Genomic DNA, 17,323 nt, shown 5'->3' with positions numbered 1-17,323 from the left:
CGTGCAAAACCTAGAATTGTAGGGATGGAACTCCGCCAACGAGCGCTGCGGGCGCTTCAGACCTCAGACATTCAGGGAAAAGTAGACCAGTCCAGCGCCATCTGGTCACAGTTCGCTTCTTTTTCAATAGCGAACCACGACATCCCGGAGCCGCCTGGCCTGCCGGGTCGACCGGCGCAGCCGAGCCTGGTTGCGCCCACGCTGGTGCCGCAGCGCTCGCCGTTCACCGTGGCGGGCCGCGCCGCGCTGATCCATGCGATCTGCCACATCGAGTTCAACGCCATCAACCTCGCGCTCGATGCCGTCTGGCGCTTTGCCGGGATGCCGGCCGACTTCTACCGCGACTGGATGCGGGTGGCGTTCGAGGAAGCGCAGCACTTCACCCTGTTGCACGATCACCTGCAGAGCCTGGGCCACCACTATGGTGACTTCACCGCGCACGACGGTCTGTGGGAGATGTGCGAGAAGACCCGCACTGACATCGTCGCCCGCATGGCCCTGGTGCCCCGCACGCTGGAGGCACGCGGGCTGGACGCCACCCCGCTGATCCAGGCGCGCCTGCGCAAAGTCGGTACGCCGGATGCGCTGACGGCCTGCGACCTGCTGGACATCATCCTGCACGACGAGATTGGCCACGTCACCATCGGCAACCACTGGTACCACTGGTTGTGCGAGCGCGACGGCTTGGATCCGGTGGCCCACTACAGCGTGCTGGTGCAGCGGCACCGCGCGCCGCGCCTGCGCCCTCCGTTCAACGAGACCGCACGGCGCCAGGCCGGTTTCAGCGCGCAGGAACTGGACTATCTGCTGGGGTCTTGACTCCGCTCAATTTCCTGCCCGGGCGCGGGCAGACAATGGCGCCATCGGACTGCATGAAGGCGCCGGTTCGGTGAGAGCTTGAACGGCGCTGCGTTCGAAATTCAAAGGAATGTGATGCTCCCCACCTGGCTCCTGTACGCAACCGCCGTCTTGTTCATCGTTCTGGCGGGCACCGCCCTGTTCTTCTTCACGCTCACCCGCGGGGCCCTGATCCTGCGCACGGTCGCCGGCCAGGCCGACAGCGCGGCGGCCCATGTCTATCCGATCTACTCGAACATGCGCCTGATCCGGCTGGTCGACTGGCAGCCGATCATCGCCGCGATCCTGCTGTTTCAGTACGACCGCCTGGTGTCGGCCATCACGAGCGGGCTGCGCCAGACCGATCTTCGCGGGAAAAAGGTGCTGATCACATCCTGCGCCTTTGGCAACGTCATCCCAAGGGTGGTCCAGGCCTCGACGGACGCTGGCGCCTCGCGCGTGCTTGTCGCCGACATCATCCTGAACGAACTGCAGCACGCCAGAACCAAGCTGCCCGCCTTTGCAGGGCGCGTCGACTACATCGAAGAGAATGCCACCGCCATGACGCTGGCCGACGGCTCGGTCGACGCCAACGTGATCTTCTTCCTGCTGCACGAATTGCCGCACGAACTCAAGGGCGAAGCGCTGCGCGAGGCCTGCCGGGTGCTGGCTCCGGGCGGCAAGCTCTATCTGGCCGAATTCCACAGGCCGGAGCCCTGGGTGCTGCGCGCGCTGAGCTGGACCTACTTCAAGGTGTTCGAACCGCTCGGCCTGGCCTTGTGGGATACGCACGATCCGGTCAGGCAGCTGCAGGCCATGGAAGGGTTCAGCTGCGAGCGTCGCACCGTTTTCTTCGGCAACTTCCAGGTGATCGTGGCCACCCGGAAAGGACCGCAATAACCGGCCCCGCGCAGACTCACCCGCGCGGATGGTGCTGCGCATGCAGCGACTTCAGCCGCTCACGCGCCACGTGGGTGTAGATCGTGGTCGTGGAGATATCGGCGTGGCCCAGCAACATCTGGACCGCGCGAAGGTCAGCGCCATGGTTGAGCAGGTGGGTGGCGAACGCGTGGCGCAGCGTATGGGGTGACAACGGGGCCGTGATCCCGGCCTGCACCGCATAGCGCCTGACCAGCATCCAGAACATCACGCGCGACATGGCGGTGCCGGGATGGGGCCCGCTGGAGGTGACAAACAGGTCTTCGGTCTGCCGCCCGGCCAGCAGCAACGGACGGGCCTCGGCCAGGTAGCGCTGAAGCCAATCGCGAGCGACCTCACCGAAGGGGACCAGCCGTTCCTTGCGGCCCTTTCCCAGCACCCGCACGATGCCTTCATTGAGGCTAAGGTTCAGGGACGTGAGCGCCACCAGTTCACTCACGCGCAGGCCACTGGCGTACATCAGCTCCAGCATGGTGCGGTCGCGCTGGCCAAGCGCCGTGGCCGTGTCGGGCGCAGCCAGCAAGGCCTCCACCTGGGCCTCGGTCAGGGTCTTGGGCACCCGCAAAGCCTGGCGGGCCGACTGGAGCTTCAGCGTGGGATCCTGGGCGATCAGGTGTTCTCGCAGCGCCCACCGAAAGTAGCGCTTGAACACCGTGAGCCGCCGGTTGGCGGACGTGGCCCGGGTGCTGTCATGGCGCGCCGAAAAGTAACGCTGAAGATGCATTTCGGCACTGGCGTCGAGCGTCAGGCCGGCTTCGTCGCCCAGCCACAGGGCATACAGGGCAAGGTCCCTGCGGTACGCCGCGAGCGTGTTGGGAGACAGGCCGTCCTCCAGCCAGAGGGCGTCGATGAACCGGTCGATGCTTGAAGCGCTGTCAGCCGGCATGGGCGAGGATCCAGGCTCAGCGGGGGCTTGAGCGGGGCTGGCCGTCGCGGCTGCGGTGCGGCCAGTGCGGCCATCAGTCCAGTTTGAGCTTGGACTGGTCCACCACTTTCTTGTAGACGTCGTATTCGGCTTTGATCTGCGCGGCAAACTGATCGGGCGTATTGGCCACAATCAGCGAGCCCGTGTCCTCGATGCGCTTGCGCACCGCCGGGTCTTCCAGAGCCTTCTTCACGCCGCCGTTGATCTTGTCAACCACCTCCTTCGGAAGGCCCTTGGGTCCGTAGATGCCGTAGTAGGCCATGCGGTTCACCGGCTCCAGGCCGACCTCCTTGAAAGTCGGCACGTTCGGCAACTGGGTCAGCCGCTGCGGCGCGGCCACGACGATCGGAATCAGCTTGCCGGTGTTGATGAAGGGCAGCGCCGAGGGCATGTTGTCGAAGATGATCGGCACCTGGCCGGCTACCGTGTCGTTGAGCGCGGGGCCGGCGCCCCGATAGGGGATGTGGGTGATGAACACGCCCGCCAGGCTCTTGAACAGCTCGGTCTGCAGGTGGCCAATGCCGCCGGTCCCCGATGACGAGTACGAGTATTTTCCCGGGTTCTTTTTCAGTTCGGCAATGAAGCCCTGGTAGTCACGGGCGGGAAAGCTCGGATGCACCGCGATCACATTGGGCGTGGCGGCGATATTGATGATGGGGGTGAAGTCGGTCACCGGGTTGTAGGGGATCTTGGGGTTGATCGCCGGGTTGGCCGCCGTGGTCGACACCGTGGCCATGCCCAGTGAATAGCCGTCCGGCGAGGCCTTGGCGGTTTCATTGGCGCCGATCACGCCGCCGCCGCCTGCCTTGTTCTCGACGATCACGCTTTGCCCGATGGCTTTTCCCAGAGGCTCGGAAATCACGCGGGCCACGATGTCGGTCGTGCCACCGGGCGCAAAAGGAACCACCAGTTTGACAACCTTGGTCGGATAGCCCTGTGCGAAGACGGAACCCGCGGCGGCCGCGGCCACCGTGAACGCGATCCATTGACGGCGATGCATAGAAATACTCCTGAATTGCTCGATTGAAGGCCTGATCGTAATCGTATGAATGTCTCTGGTGCAGGCGGATGTCCCCTACGGGCTTACCCGCAGCGCAGCCGGATTGAAGGTATTCTCGACCCGTGAACCACGCGCAACTTCTCTTCCCCGATTTTTCCCTGATTCTGTGCGGGTATCTCCTGTGCCGGCACACGCCGTTGAACCGTTCCGTGTGGGAGCCGGTGGAGAGCCTGGTGTACTTTTTCCTGTTTCCTGTCCTGCTGTTTCACTCCATCGTGAAGAGTCCGCTGGACCTTGGTGCCGCGTCCAGTCTGATCGGAGCGGGCCTGACGATGGGTGTCACCGGCATTGCGCTCGCTTACGCGCTGCCCCACCTGCCCTGGATCGGCACGCACATCGACCGGCGCGACCATGCGGCGAGTGCGCAGGTGGCGTTTCGCTTCAACTCCTTCATCGCGCTGGCGCTGGCCGATCGCCTGGCCGGCGCGCAGGGCCTGCAGATGATTGCGGTCCTGATCGGCGTCTGCGTGCCGCTGTTCAACGTGGCCGCAGTCTGGCCGATGGCGCGCCATGCCCGGCGCGGATTCCTGCGCGAGCTGGTGCGCAACCCGCTGATCCTGGCGACCGCGTCCGGCCTGGCCGTCAACCTGGCGGGGTTCTCATTGCCGCACTGGCTTGAACCCACCGTGACACGCATCGGTGCAGCCTCCCTGGCTCTGGGGCTGATGGCGGCTGGCGCGGGCATGCAGTTCGGATCGCTGGCGAGCGGACGCACGCTGGCCGTGGCTGTGTTGTCGATCCGGCATGTCCTGCTGCCCCTGATCGCGTTCGGGCTGTCGCGGTGGTTCGGCCTGTCGAGCGTTCAGACATCTGTGTTGCTGGCGTTCTCCGCACTGCCGACGGCCTCCAGCGCCTACGTACTGGCCGCGCGCATGGGCTACAACGGCGCCTATGTGGCCGGACTGGTCACGCTGTCGACCCTGCTGGGCATGGCCAGCCTGCCATTCGCGCTGGGTTGGCTGCGAAACCAGTGAATCCCGCGTTTCAGGGCGCGGTGGGCTTCGAAGGCGCAGCGGGCGGCAGCGCGCCGCCGTTCAGCACCAGCTCGATGCGGCGGCGCACGCGCCGGGCTTCGACCGCGTCACCGGCGCTTTCAGCGTGGCGGGCCTGCACCTGCAGCCAGGCCAGGAGCGGGCGGCTCCAGCCTTGGCTCGACGCGGTGTCCACCGCCAGCGTGATCACGGCCGGGTGCCCTTGCCCCGCTTGAAACCACAGCGCGGCGGCCACCAGGCGAGGCAACGGCTGATCCATCACGGGCAGAAGGGCTGCATCGCCCGAACTGATCGCCCCACCCTGCAGCAGGCGCTGGGCAGCGGGTTGCTGGGCGCTCGGCAACAGGGTGAGCTCCTGCGGCTGCAACCGCCCGGCCAGGTAGTTCGCGTAGGCAATCTCGGGAGCCGCTGCATCCGCGCGCAACGCCTCGAACCCGGAGCAGGGCTCGAACACCAGACTGGCAACCTGGGTGGAACAGCGCAGCAACTCGGCCCGCGCCATCAGGCCCGCATCGCCCGTGCGCGCGACTTCCTTGCGCATGCGATCAAATTCCAGGTTCGCGACCCTCGTGTTGCCGGCCAGGTAGGCCGATGTTGCGCGCTCGGACGCCGCCTGCGCATTGACCCTCCAGTCTGGCACCGGGGGCTGGCTGGCGCAGGCACCCAGCAACAAGGCCATGACCGCCCCCAGCATCCAGAGGCGAAGCCGCCGCGCAAACCTGATAGGCGCATTCATGGCAGTTTGATTTCCGGGTCGCGGGCAAAAGGCCATTTGCGGTTGATCTCGTTCACCAGGTGCTCCACCTTGCGCAGGCTGGCATCAACTTCGGCGCGCAAGGCCGCCAGATCCGACGTGCCTTCGCGGGCGTTCGCCGCTACGGCCTGCGCCTCCAGCAACACCGCGTCCACCTTCTTTAGGCTGAGCCGTGCATCGGCCAGCAAACCATTGAGCTGCGCGACGGTGGCCCGGGTTGCCGGCATCACGCCTTGCTCTCCGAAAACCTGGGTATCCGCCTTGGCGGCAAGATCGTCAAACCGCGCCAGCAGGGCGTTGGTGCGGTCCAGCGTGGTGATCAGCTTGCGGGCATCGGCCTCGTTGCCCATGAGCAGCCCCAGCGCCCCGCGCGGGCCGCGCAACTGGGCCGTCACATTGCCCACATTGGCCAGGCTGGCATTGAGCGGCGAGTCGGCCGCGGTCATCACCTGCAGGTTGGCCAGCAGTTCACGCACGGCGTTCATAAGGCGCGGGATCTCGGCCGTGGCGTCACCGCGCAGCAGCACGCGTTCGGCTCCATCGGGCAGTGGCGGATCCGTGAGGATGCCGCTGTAGGCGCGAATGCGGGTGCCGCCAACCATGCCCCGTTCCATCGTGAAGACACTCGACGTCCGCAGCCAATGGGCATCTTTGCGCGGCACCTGCACGACAATGCGGGCGTTGCCATCCGGTGCCAGTGCGATCTGGCTGACCCGCCCGAGCGCAAAGCCCGAGAAGGTCATGTCCATGCCGACCGCCACGCCTTCGGAATCGTCCGCGATCAGCACCAGCGTCTGGGTCCGCTCGAAGACACCCCGTGCATACAGCAGATAGCCCACCGACGCCGCAATCAGCAGCAGCACCGCAACGACCAGCATGGCCGCGCGGAATTCCAGTCGGGGTTGGGATGCGGCAGGGTCAACGGACATGGGCGCTCGGGACTCGCGTTCAGTAGTAATAGTTGCCCACCAGCGAGACCACCTCGATCAGCAGGATGAGCAGGAACATGCGCATCAATCCCTGAACTTCAGGCAGGTCGGACCGCCTGGAAGAAGCCGGCTCCCGGTTCATGCCGGACACGGTGGGGATCAGCGATACGGCCAGGCTGAAAAACAGCGTCTTCAGGACGAAGATCAGCGTGACGGCCGGATTGAAGACCTGGCCGACCTTTCGGGTGTAGGAGTCGAATGCCTGGTGCGTCGGTCCGTGCACCACCAGGTAGGCCAGCACCAATGCAACCACGCAGCTGACGACGGCGAGCGTGAGCACTGCAAACATCCCGGCCAGTGCGCGCGGCATCGCCTCCAGCACCAGCGCACCGGTGCCTGTCTCGGGCTCGCGCCGCGCCACTTGCCTCGACAACACCACCCCACCGGGCAAGGTGACGTTCACCGCCACGAAGAGTGCCGACGTCAGCGGGATCAGTTCCAGAACCAGCACCCGAATCACGGTCTCCAGAGCGTACTGTGAAAGTCCGTAGCTGGCGGCCGTGACCACCACGATGCGGATCAACACCAGACTGGCCATCGCCACAAAAAGGGTGAACCAGGGCAGCATGGGTGCCGTTCCAAGATACAGGTGGCGCGCCACCGCCGCGCGCCCCGCGCCCCGGTAGCTCGACGGCGACAGCATCATGCTCAGAAGGAGCGCGGACGTGTTCAGGTTGCGCACCAGGGCCTGCCACCGGCTGCGAAGTGCCGGCTGCCAGGTCTGCAGGGGACTTACGGCGCTCATGCTCTCATGATAGCGGCGCATCCGCGCCTTGCGACAGCGCCCATGTCACGTGTTCGCGGACCAGTGCATCCGGGTGGTCGAGCCGCCCCGCCAGCGCGGCGCGTGCTGTTTCGGCACAGAAGCCCGGGGCCGCTGCACGCAGGGCGTTGCCCAATGCCACCGCCACATTGCGCAGCCAGCGCGCATGGCCGATGCGCCGGATCGGGCTGCCTTCGGTGATGCGCAGGAACTCTGCCTCGCTCCAGCCCAGCAAGTGCGCCAGCGGCTGCGCGTTCAGGCCGGCACGCTCGTCGAAGTCGGCCAGGGTGCTGCGGCGGGCAAATTTGTTCCAGGGGCAGACCAGCTGGCAATCGTCGCAACCGTAGATGCGGTTGCCGATCAGCGGGCGCAGGTCCACAGGGATCGAGCCGGCATGCTCGATGGTCAGGTAGGAGATGCATCGCCGCGCATCAAGCCGGTGGGGCGCGATGATCGCCTGCGTGGGGCAAAGATCGATGCAGGCCTGGCAGCTCCCGCAGTGTGCGACCGCGGGTGCACTGGCCGGCAGAGCCAGATCGACATAGATCTCGCCGAGAAAAAACAGCGAGCCCGCCTCCCGGCTCAGGATCAAGGTGTGCTTGCCGCGCCAGCCCTGGCCACTGCGCGCGGCCAGTTCCGCTTCCAGCACCGGCGCTGAATCGGCAAAGACCCGGTGCCCGAACGGGCCGACGGACTCGGCCATGCGGTCCTGCAGCTTCTGCAGACGCGCGCGCACCACCTTGTGGTAGTCCCGACCGCGGGCATAGAGCGAGACGGTCCCTTCTCCGGCCCTGCGCAGCCGCGACAGCTCGATCGCCTGCCAGCCTTCGCCGCTCGCGCGCGGGAGGTAATCCATTCGCGCCGTGATCACGCTGACCGTGCCCGGCACCAGTTCGGCAGGGCGCGCCCGCTTCAGCCCGTGCGCCGCCATATAGTCCATGCTGCCGTGGAACCCTGCGGCCAGCCATTGCATCAAACCTGGCTCGGCAGAAGACAAATCCACGCCCGCCACGCCAATTTGGGAAAATCCCAACTCACCGGCCCATTGCCGAACCCGGGCCACCAACTGATGAGGATCGATCTGAGCGCTGTTGAACGTCACCCGCCCATTGTAGGAAGCGTCCCCGCGCCCGGCGTCACCGTGGCCTGGCGGAGCGAGGACGACACAGCGGCCTTTGCGCGCCGCCTCGCGGCAAGTGCGGCCGTGCGCAATGCGTTCATCGAACTGCATGGCGACCTCGGCGCGGGCAAGACCACGCTGGTGCGCCACCTGCTGCGCGCGTTGGGCGTGAGCGGCCGCATCAAGAGCCCGACCTATGCCGTCGTCGAACCGCATGAGGCCGATGGTCTGGCCATCTGGCATTTCGACTTCTACCGCTTCGACGATCCGCGCGAATGGGAGGAAGCGGGCTTTCGCGACCTGTTTGCCAGCGCTGGCCTGAAGCTGGCCGAATGGCCGGAAAGAGCCACCGACGTGCTGCCGGTGGCCGACCTCGAAGTGCACATCCAAACCCAGGCGGACGAGAGCCGCCTTGTGACCTGCAGGCCCCGGACCGCCACCGGCGAGGCCTTGCTGAAGGATGCCATCCCATGAAGCGGCCGCCATCCGGCCTGCTGCAACGCCGCAGCCTGCTGCAGACGGGCGCCCTGGCCTTGCTCCTGGGCGTGCGCCATCGGGCCCATGCAGCGACCATCCTTGCGGTCCGGGTCTGGCCGGCGCCCGACTATTCCCGCGTGACGATCGAATCCGCGGGGCCGCTGAAGACCCGCCACTCTTTCATCACCGCGCCCGCGAGACTGGTGGTGGACATCGAAGACCTCGAACTGAGTCCGGCGCTGCGCGAGCTGGTCGCGAAGGTGCAGGCCGATGACCCCAACATCGCCGGCATCCGGGTGGGCCAGTATGCGCCGGGTGTGGTGCGCCTGGTGGTGGACCTGAAGCGACCCATCCATCCGCAGGTGTTCAACCTGCCTCCGGTAGCAGCCTACCGCGACCGGCTGGTCTTCGACCTCTACCCCGCCCAGGCACCCGATCCGCTGGAGGCGCTGATCGCCGAGCGCCTTCGCGAAAGCCGGCCCACCGAGGCCGCACGTCCGCCGGCCGGCCCTTCCGCCCCAGCCCCCGTGCCAGTCACCTCTGTGGGCGCAACAAACGCGAATGCACCGCAGCCGCCTGTGGTGACCGATCCGCTGGGTGAACTGATCGCTCGACAGTCCGGGCGCATCGGGGCGGCTGCAGCGCCGGCGCCTGGGCCCGCCCCCCCCTCACCGAGCACCCGCCGCTACCCCGAGCTCCTGCCGGCAGAATCGTCAGCTCCCGATTTGATAGCTGGACATGGCCGTCCGACGATGAGAAACGTCGAAAAAAGCTCAAAATCCGTGCTGGACGGGCCCACCGAGCGCCTGATCATCGTCGCGCTCGACCCCGGCCATGGCGGCGAAGACCCCGGCGCCATCGGTCCAGGCGGCACCCGTGAAAAAGACGTGGTGCTGCAGATTGCGCACCGCCTGCGGGAGCGGATCAACGCCACCACACTCAAGGGTAGCCCGATGCGCGCCTATCTCACCCGGGATGCGGACTTCTTCGTCCCGCTGCAGGTTCGCGTGCAAAAGGCCCAGCGGGTGCAGGCCGACCTGTTCGTCAGCATCCACGCCGATGCTTTTTTCACACCGCAGGCCCGTGGTGCCAGCGTGTTTGCCCTCAGTCAGGGCGCGGCCTCGAGCGCCGCCGCGCGCTGGATGGCCAGCCAGGAAAACAAGGCCGACCTGATCGGCGGCGTCAACATTCAGGCCAGCGACCCGCACCTGAAGCGGGCGCTGTTCGACATGAGCACGACCGCCCAGATCAATGACAGCCTGAGGCTGGGTGGCGCGATGCTGCGCGAGATCGGCCAGATCGGGCGTCTGCACAAGCCCGGCGTCGAGCAGGCGGGCTTTGCGGTACTGAAAGCCCCTGACATCCCGAGCGTGCTGGTGGAAACCGCCTTCATCAGCAACCCCGAAGAAGAGGTCAAGCTGCGCAGCGAGGCCTACCAGGAGGCCCTGGCCGACGCGCTGATGAAAGGGATTCAGGCCTATTTCGCGCGCAATCCGCCTCTGGCGCGAAACCGCCCGGTATAGGCCACCAGGTTCTGGCCGGCCGCTGGGATGGCATCGAACGGCTCGGCTCCAGGCCGGATACCCGCCCTGCCAAGGGCAACGCCGGCCACATGTTGACCGCGGAAGTCCTCTTTTCATAGCACACCAAGTCCATCCGGCGAAGGGAAACTCTCAGTTCAGGCAGGATACCCTTGAACCGGCCTTTCCAGGGCACGAAGCCGCCCGCCGTCGTTGGGGAACCCCCCCTAACCCGAAGCCGTCCTTCTGAGGCACAGTGGCCCGCGACGCGCCAGACCGGCGTATTGCTTAAGGACCTTTCATGGCAAAAAACAAACTCATCCTTGACTATGTCTACGACCACGAGGCCTCGCAGCCCGACAAGGTCTATCTGACCCAGCCACTGGGCCAAGGCAAGGTCACCGATTACACCTGGAAGCAGACGCTGGACCAGTCCCGGCGCATGGCGGCCTACCTCAAGAGCCGCAATTTCGAACCCGGCGCGCGCATCGCCATCCTGTCCAAGAACTGCGCGCATTTCTTCATGGCCGAATTGGCCATCTGGATGGCCGGCTACACCACCGTCGCCATTTTCCCGACCGAAACCGCCGAAACCGTGAACTACGTGCTGGAGCACAGCGAAGCCAGTCTGCTGTTCGTCGGCAAGCTGGACACCTGGAACCAGCAGGAGCCAGGCGTACCCGCCGGCCTGCCGCGCATCGCTTTCCCGCTGGCCCCGCGCACCGACTACGACACCTGGGATTCGATCGCCTCACGGACCGAACCCATGGGCGGACGCCCCGCGCGCGCCCCGGACGACACCGCGATGATCATCTACACCTCGGGCTCCACCGGCCAGCCCAAGGGCGTGATGCACTGCTTCGAGAACATCACCCGGGCCAGTGAAGGCATCACGGCCGACATCAAGTCCCGCGTCGGCAACCTGCCCGAGAACCGCATCATGTCCTACCTGCCCCTGGCGCACGTCTTTGAGCGCGCCTGGGTGGAAAGCGCGTCGCTGGTTGATGGAAACACCCACGTGTACTTCGCGGAGACGCTGGACACCTTCCTGGCCGACCTGAATCGGGCGCGCCCCACCACCTTCATCTCGGTGCCTCGTCTGTGGCTGAAGTTCCAGCAGGGCGTGTTCACCAAGATGCCGCCCAAGAAGCTGGACCGCCTGCTCAGCATCCCCATCCTGGGCCGCATCGTCGGCCGCAAGGTGCTCAAGGGCCTGGGTCTGGATCAGGCGCTGCTGGCCGGCAGCGGCTCGGCACCGATCCCGGCCGACCTGATCGCCTGGTACCGTCGCCTGGGCCTGAACCTGATCGAAGGCTATGCGATGACCGAGGACTTCGCCTATTCGCACAACTCCACCGAGGCCATCAACGAGCCCGGTTGCGTGGGCGTGCCGCTGGCCGGCGTCAAGGTGCGCATAAGTGACGAAGGCGAAATCCTGATCAAGTCGCCCGGGGCCATGACCGGCTACTTCAAGCGCCCGGACCTCACGGCCGAAGCCTTCACCGACGACGGCTACTTCCGCACGGGCGACCGTGGCGAGCGGCGCAAGGACGGCCTGCTCAAGATCACCGGCCGTGTCAAGGAGCTGTTCAAGACCGCCAAAGGCAAGTACGTGGCGCCCGCCCCGATCGAGAACATGATCAATGCGCACCCGATGGTGGAGCTGACGCTGGTCTCCGGTGTCGGCCAGGTCGCCGCCTATGCCATGGTGGTGCTGGCCGAGGATCTGCGGCCCAAGGTCAAGGATCCCGCCGTCAAGGCCAAAGTGGATGCGGAGCTCTCGCAGTTGCTCAAGGAGGTCAACAAGCAGCTGGCCGACTACGAAAAACTGCAGATGATCGTGGTCGCGCCGGAACCGTGGACCGTCGAGAACGGCTACCTGACCCCCACCATGAAGATCCGTCGCGCCCGCATCGAGTCGGCTGTGGAGCCCCAGCTCGACGCCTGGTACGGCAAGAAGGGCGCTGTCCACTGGGTTTGATTGCCGGCGCGGGCCCCGGCAGATCGCCGATGGCCCGCTTCTGAAGCCAAAGCATGAACGGCCTGGACCCAACGATGGGTCCAGGTTTTTTTTCGCCTCATTGCGGCGCGTTTACCATCAGGGCCCCGGCATGCAGCTGTTTTGCGAACATGCCATGATTCAGCGCTTGCGCTTGCGCCTGCGCCGGCCAGGACCCCAGGGACCATGAATCACCCCGCCTCAGGACGGGGCGGTGTCACGGTGACCTGCGGTCCGGGCGGTCGGGTCCAGGCCCTTGACACCCGAACACCCAGTCGCCCGCCATGAACGCCTCCCGATTGAAATCTGTTGCCATCGCTCTCGCCGTGGTGGCGGTCGTCGCCACTGTGCTTGGCGTGTACATCCATCGCACCAGCGCACCGGACAAGGCGGGCGATACGCCCACGAAGGGAACGAACGCTGCGGCGCGAGCCGCATTGACGGTGACCACCACCCAGCCCGTCGCAACCCAGTTGCCGATCAAGCTTAGCGCCAATGGCAACATCGCTGCCTGGCAGGAAGCCAGTGTCGGCACCGAAAGCAATGGTCTGCGCCTGGCCGAGGTGCTGGTGAACGTGGGCGACGTGGTCCAGCGCGGTCAGGCACTGGCGCGCTTTGCCGACGACAGCGTGCAGGCCGATGTGGCCCAGGCCCGTGCCGGCGTCGCCGAAACCGGCGCCCAGGCGACCGAGGCCACCGCCAACGCCAACCGCGTCCGCACCCTGCTGAACACAGGCACCTTCAGCGGACAGCAGATCAGCCAGTACCTGGCCGCCGAGCAGACCGCCCTGGCGCGCGTGGAGTCGGCCAAGGCGGTGCTGGCGGCCCAGCTGCTGCGCCTGAAGAACACGCAGGTGCTGGCGCCTGACGCGGGCATCATCTCCGCGCGCAGCGCGACGGTCGGTGCGGTCGTTCCCAGCGGGACGGAGCTGTTTCGCCTGATCCGCCTGGGACGCCTCGAATGGCGCGCCGAGATGACCTCTACGGAACTGGCCCGCATCGCGGCAGGCACGCCGGTCGCTGTCGTCGCGGCCAACGGTGCGCGGCTCGACGGCCGGGTGCGCATGGTGGCACCCACCGTGGATCCCCAGACCCGCGCCGGCCTGGTGTATGTGGACCTGCCGCCGATGCCCATGCAGTCCGTCCGGCCAGCGCCTGCTCGCGCGGCAGCCTCCAGCGCCGTCGCCGATGCACCTCAGGGCGCACTGCCCGGCATGTTCGCCCGCGGCGAGTTCGAACTGGGCCGCTCCAGCGCCTTGACCGTGCCTCAGCAGGCCGTGGTGGTGCGCGACGGCTTCAGCTACGTGTTCCGCCTGAACGCCGACCAGCGGGTGAGCCAGATCAAGGTGGAACTGGGGCGCAGGGTGGGTGATCGGGTCGAACTGCTGGATGGCATCGGGGCGGACGCCGTGGTGATTGCCACGGGGGCCGGCTTCCTGAACGAAGGCGACCTGGTCAAGGTGGCACCAGCGCCCGCACCCGCCGCTACCGCCGCTACCGCCGCTCCGCCGGCCTTGGCACCCGCAGCTCCTGCAGCCAAGCCCTGAGGATCCGGTGTGAACTTCTCCGCCCTCTCCATCAAGCACCCGATTCCGGCCATCATGCTGTTTGTGCTGCTGACGCTGGCAGGCATTCTGTCGTATCGCGCCAGCGTGGTGCAGGACTTCCCTGACATCGAACTGCCCATCGTCACCGTCAGCGCCACGCTTTCGGGCGCCGCACCAGCGCAGCTGGAGACGGAAGTCGCCCGCAAGATCGAGGATTCGGTGGCCACGTTGCAGGGCGTCAAGAACATCTATACCAAGGTGCTGGACGGCGACGTGACGGTTACCGTGGAGTTCATCCTCGAAAAGCCCATCGCGGAGGCGGTCAACGACGTGCGCGACGCCGTGGCCCGCGTGCGGGCCGACCTGCCTGCGGATGTGCGCGACCCCTCGGTGACGAAGGCATCGACCGCAGGACGGGTGGTGATGACCTTCACCGCCGCCGCTGCCCCGGTGTCCAGCGGCCGCGCAACACGCCTGGATGACCAGGCCCTGAGCTGGTTCGTCGACAACACGGTCGCCAAGCGACTTCTGAGCGTGCCGGGCGTGGGTGCAGTGAAGCGCATGGGGGGCGTGAGCCGCGAAGTCCGGATCGAACTCGATGCCGACAAGATGGCGGCCCTGCGGGTGGCCGCGATCGATGTGTCGCGCCGGCTCAGGCTGGTTCAACAGGAAGCGCCGGGCGGCCGCGGGGATGTCAGCGGCGCCGAGCAGTCGGTGCGCACCATCGCCACGGTGAAGACCGCCGCCGAACTGGCGCGCCTGGACATCCCGCTGGCCGACGGCCGCCACATCCGGCTGGGCCAGGTCGCCACCGTGCTCGACACCGTGGCCGAGCCGCGCTCCGTTGCCACCCAGGACGGTCGACCGGTGGTTGGATTCGAGATCTTCCGCACCAAGGGCGCCGGCGAAGTGGACGTGGCCCGCGGCGTGCGCGCCGCCGTGGGCCAGCTGCAGGCGGCCCATCCCGAGGTGGTGCTCACGCCGGTGATCGATAACGCGCAACCCGTGGCGGAGAATTTCCAGGGCTCGATGGAATTGCTGTACGAAGGCGCGCTGCTGGCGATCCTCGTGGTGTGGTGGTTCCTGCGCGACTGGCGCGCCACGCTGGTGGCCGCCGCCGCCTTGCCGCTGTCGGCCATTCCCACCTTCCTGGGGCTGCACTATTTTGGCTACACGCTCAACACCGTCACCCTGCTGTCGCTGGCCCTGGTGGTCGGCGTGCTGGTGGACGATGCCATTGTCGAGATCGAGAACATCGAGCGCCATCTGCGCATGGGCAAGTCGCCCTATCAGGCGGCGATGGACGCGGCCGACGAAATCGGCATGGCGGTGATCGCCACCACCTTCGCGCTGGTCGCAGTGTTTCTGCCCACTGCCTTCATGGGTGGTATCCCCGGCCTGTTCTTCAAGCAGTTCGGCTGGACCGCCGTGCTGGCCATCCTGGCCTCGCTGGTGGTGGCGCGCCTGCTGACACCCATGATGGCGGCCTACATCCTGAAGCCGCACAAGAACGCCGCGCACGCCGACCCCAAGGCGGCGTATCACGAGGCACCCGACGGCTGGCTCATGGCGCGCTACATGGCGACCATGCGCTGGTGCCTGCGGCACCGCGCCATCACCATGTCGGGTGCTGCGGTGTTCTTCCTGGGCTCGATCTCGCTGGTGCCGCTGCTGCCGACCGGCTTCGTACCGGCGGCGGACCGCGGTCAGACCCAGATCACCATCGAACTGCCCCCCGGCAGTACTCTGGCCGAGACCCGCGCCGTGGCCGAACAGGCGCGCGTCGCGGCCATGACCATCTCGGAGATCAAGGGCGTGTTCAGCTCGATCGGCGGCGGCTCCAGCGGGGATGCCTTCGCGCCCGGCGCAGCCGCCGAGGCACGCCGAGCCGTGCTCACACTCACGACCAGCCACCGCAACGACCGCAGCGCCTCCATGGCCGATATCGAGACCCAGCTGCGCAACAAGATGCTGGACATCCCCGGCGCACGCTTCACGGTCGGCCCGCCGGACTCGGGCGTGAAGATGCAGCTCGTGCTCAAGAGCGACGACCCGGTCGCGCTGCTGGCCAGCGCTCAGAAGGTCGAACGCGAACTGCGCACCTTGCAGGGCGTGGGCAACATCAGCTCCAGCGCCTCCCTGGTGCGCCCGGAGATCATCGTGCGCCCCGACAGCGCGCGCGCCGCCGACCTCGGCGTGACGGCGGCCGCCATCGGCGAAACCGTGCGCGTAGCCACCGCAGGCGACTACGACACCAGCCTGCCCAAGCTGAACCTGAGCGAACGCCAGGTACCGATCCGCGTCAAGCTGCCGGACGCCGTTCGCGCCGATCTGGCCACACTCGAGCGCCTGACGGTGCCCGGCAAGAACGGGCCGGTGATGCTGGGCACCGTGGCCACGCTGAGCATGGAGAGCGGCCCGGCCCAGATTGACCGGCTCAACCGCAGCCGCAACGTGACGCTGGACGTGGAGCTCGGCCGCCGCCAGCTCGGCGACCTGAACGAGGAAGCCCGCGCCCTCCCCAGCCTGAGGAATCTGCCGCCCGGCGTCAGCATTGCCGAACTGGGCGATGCCCAGGAAATGCAAGCCTTGTTTGCCAGTTTCGGCATTGCCATGCTGATTGGCGTGCTGTGCATCTACGGTGTGCTGGTGCTGCTGTTCCACGACTTCATGCAGCCGGTCACGATCCTCGCTGCGCTCCCCTTGAGCGCGGGAGGAGCGTTCGTGGCCCTGCTGCTCACTGGGCGCGCGTTGTCGATGCCTTCGATGATCGGTTTGATCATGCTCATGGGCATCGTCACCAAGAACTCGATCTTGCTGGTGGACTACGCTATCCTGGCGCGAGAAGGCCACCTGGGCCCCGACGGGCAGCCCACCGTGGCACCCTTGGGGCGCTTCGATGCGCTGGTGGACGCCTGTCACAAACGCAGCCGCCCGATCGTGATGACCTCCATCGCCATGGGCGCCGGCATGCTGCCATTGGCCCTGGGCTGGGGCGCCGACCCGAGCTTTCGTTCGCCCATGGCCATCGCCGTGATCGGCGGCCTGATCACCTCGACGCTGCTGAGCCTGCTGGTGGTGCCGGCGGTGTTCACATACATCGATGATTTCAAGAACCTGTTCAAGCGCCGTGTGGCGGGCATTCGGCAAGCGCCAACCGCCTCATCCGCGCGCAGCGCGACTTGAGGAAGGGATGGATGTTCCTTTCTTAAATGTGTTGTAAGACAGTTTGGCCATGCATATCCACAAGGAAGATTCAAACCACTCTTTTCCCGTATAAGTTTCCTTTTCGAAGATCCTTCCCGCCTCCGACTTCGAAGGACAGATGACACCGCAGGCGGTCGGCACTTTGACCGGCCATTCAAAACGCTTCTGGTTAGGAACCCCGACGCCAGGACCAC

14 protein-coding genes are annotated in these 17,323 nt (G+C 66.4%); 8 read left to right on the top strand and 6 right to left on the bottom strand.

Translation table 11 applies throughout. From position 1 onward, the window contains the following. Positions 1–24: 24 nt before the first annotated feature. Complete coding sequence (locus ACMUOY_RS13255) at positions 25–819, top strand: ferritin-like domain-containing protein (RefSeq protein WP_413893197.1); 795 nt, start codon at positions 25–27, stop codon at positions 817–819. 114 nt (positions 820–933) lie between these two features. Next, the gene (locus tag ACMUOY_RS13250) at positions 934–1,737 is read left to right on the top strand and encodes a class I SAM-dependent methyltransferase (RefSeq protein ID WP_413893196.1); all 804 of its coding nucleotides are present in this window, start codon (positions 934–936) and stop codon (positions 1,735–1,737) included. Between the two features lie 16 nt (positions 1,738–1,753). Here ACMUOY_RS13250 and xerD read toward each other — a convergent pair whose 3' ends face one another. Beyond that, complete coding sequence (xerD, locus tag ACMUOY_RS13245; protein ID WP_413893195.1) at positions 1,754–2,662, bottom strand: site-specific tyrosine recombinase XerD; 909 nt, start codon at positions 2,660–2,662, stop codon at positions 1,754–1,756. A 73-nt stretch (positions 2,663–2,735) separates the two neighbouring features. Continuing rightward, positions 2,736–3,701, bottom strand: a complete 966-nt coding sequence (locus ACMUOY_RS13240; protein WP_413893194.1) for a tripartite tricarboxylate transporter substrate binding protein BugE — start codon at positions 3,699–3,701, stop codon at positions 2,736–2,738. Between the two features lie 122 nt (positions 3,702–3,823). Between ACMUOY_RS13240 and ACMUOY_RS13235 the strand changes: the two genes are divergently transcribed. Beyond that, a complete protein-coding gene (locus tag ACMUOY_RS13235; RefSeq protein ID WP_413893193.1) occupies positions 3,824–4,735 on the top strand; it encodes an AEC family transporter in 912 nt (303 codons plus the stop codon). 10 nt (positions 4,736–4,745) lie between these two features. Here ACMUOY_RS13235 and ACMUOY_RS13230 read toward each other — a convergent pair whose 3' ends face one another. From ACMUOY_RS13230 to queG, 4 genes are read right to left on the bottom strand one after another with little or no spacing between them, the layout of a single operon-like run. Next, positions 4,746–5,489 (bottom strand): hypothetical protein, encoded by a 744-nt coding sequence (locus tag ACMUOY_RS13230; protein WP_413893192.1) that lies wholly within the window; start codon positions 5,487–5,489, stop codon positions 4,746–4,748. Further along, a complete protein-coding gene (locus tag ACMUOY_RS13225) occupies positions 5,486–6,436 on the bottom strand; it encodes an MlaD family protein (RefSeq protein ID WP_413893191.1) in 951 nt (316 codons plus the stop codon). The genes ACMUOY_RS13230 and ACMUOY_RS13225 overlap by 4 nt, the downstream gene beginning before the upstream one ends. Positions 6,437–6,455: 19 nt before the next feature. Further along, positions 6,456–7,241, bottom strand: a complete 786-nt coding sequence (locus ACMUOY_RS13220; RefSeq protein WP_413893190.1) for an MlaE family ABC transporter permease — start codon at positions 7,239–7,241, stop codon at positions 6,456–6,458. A gap of 4 nt (positions 7,242–7,245) precedes the next feature. Then, positions 7,246–8,361: a tRNA epoxyqueuosine(34) reductase QueG gene (gene queG, locus ACMUOY_RS13215; protein WP_413893189.1), complete on the bottom strand. Its 1,116-nt coding sequence runs from the start codon at positions 8,359–8,361 to the stop codon at positions 7,246–7,248. On the opposite strand from queG, the gene tsaE reads away from it, so the two are divergent. The 5 genes from tsaE to ACMUOY_RS13190 all read left to right on the top strand — a co-directional run bounded on the left by tsaE (position 8,341) and on the right by ACMUOY_RS13190 (position 17,108). Then, positions 8,341–8,853 (top strand): tRNA (adenosine(37)-N6)-threonylcarbamoyltransferase complex ATPase subunit type 1 TsaE, encoded by a 513-nt coding sequence (gene tsaE / locus ACMUOY_RS13210; RefSeq protein WP_413893243.1) that lies wholly within the window; start codon positions 8,341–8,343, stop codon positions 8,851–8,853. The genes queG and tsaE overlap by 21 nt on opposite strands. Then, positions 8,850–10,379, top strand: coding sequence for an N-acetylmuramoyl-L-alanine amidase (locus ACMUOY_RS13205; RefSeq protein ID WP_413893188.1), 1,530 nt, complete (start codon positions 8,850–8,852; stop codon positions 10,377–10,379). Before tsaE ends, ACMUOY_RS13205 begins: the two co-directional genes overlap by 4 nt. A 298-nt stretch (positions 10,380–10,677) precedes the next feature. Next, positions 10,678–12,357: an AMP-binding protein gene (locus ACMUOY_RS13200; RefSeq protein ID WP_413893187.1), complete on the top strand. Its 1,680-nt coding sequence runs from the start codon at positions 10,678–10,680 to the stop codon at positions 12,355–12,357. A 302-nt stretch (positions 12,358–12,659) separates the two neighbouring features. Continuing rightward, on the top strand, positions 12,660–13,922 hold the full coding sequence (locus ACMUOY_RS13195) for an efflux RND transporter periplasmic adaptor subunit (protein WP_413893186.1): 1,263 nt from the start codon (positions 12,660–12,662) through the stop codon (positions 13,920–13,922). Between the two features lie 9 nt (positions 13,923–13,931). Beyond that, on the top strand, positions 13,932–17,108 hold the full coding sequence (locus tag ACMUOY_RS13190; RefSeq protein WP_413893185.1) for an efflux RND transporter permease subunit: 3,177 nt from the start codon (positions 13,932–13,934) through the stop codon (positions 17,106–17,108). Positions 17,109–17,323: the final 215 nt, after the last annotated feature.

Origin of the sequence: Candidatus Skiveiella danica, assembly GCF_022705245.1 — a bacterium.
GTDB lineage: Bacteria > Pseudomonadota > Gammaproteobacteria > Burkholderiales > Burkholderiaceae_C > Skiveiella > Skiveiella danica.
Note: the sequence above shows the minus strand (reverse complement) of the source record. Positions and strands in the feature narration are given on the sequence as shown.

Bases quoted from the DNA above. Each gene is read 5' to 3' on its own strand.
- xerD (WP_413893195.1), bottom strand. From the start codon at position 2,662: ATGCCGGCTGACAGCGCTTCAAGCATCGACCGGTTCATCGACGCCCTC.
- ACMUOY_RS13225 (WP_413893191.1), bottom strand. From the start codon at position 6,436: ATGTCCGTTGACCCTGCCGCATCCCAACCCCGACTGGAATTCCGCGCG.
- ACMUOY_RS13220 (WP_413893190.1), bottom strand. From the start codon at position 7,241: ATGAGCGCCGTAAGTCCCCTGCAGACCTGGCAGCCGGCACTTCGCAGC.
- ACMUOY_RS13230 (WP_413893192.1), bottom strand. From the start codon at position 5,489: ATGAATGCGCCTATCAGGTTTGCGCGGCGGCTTCGCCTCTGGATGCTG.
- ACMUOY_RS13250 (WP_413893196.1), top strand. From the start codon at position 934: ATGCTCCCCACCTGGCTCCTGTACGCAACCGCCGTCTTGTTCATCGTT.
- ACMUOY_RS13255 (WP_413893197.1), top strand. From the start codon at position 25: ATGGAACTCCGCCAACGAGCGCTGCGGGCGCTTCAGACCTCAGACATT.
- ACMUOY_RS13195 (WP_413893186.1), top strand. From the start codon at position 12,660: ATGAACGCCTCCCGATTGAAATCTGTTGCCATCGCTCTCGCCGTGGTG.
- ACMUOY_RS13200 (WP_413893187.1), top strand. From the start codon at position 10,678: ATGGCAAAAAACAAACTCATCCTTGACTATGTCTACGACCACGAGGCC.
- ACMUOY_RS13240 (WP_413893194.1), bottom strand. From the start codon at position 3,701: ATGCATCGCCGTCAATGGATCGCGTTCACGGTGGCCGCGGCCGCCGCG.
- ACMUOY_RS13205 (WP_413893188.1), top strand. From the start codon at position 8,850: ATGAAGCGGCCGCCATCCGGCCTGCTGCAACGCCGCAGCCTGCTGCAG.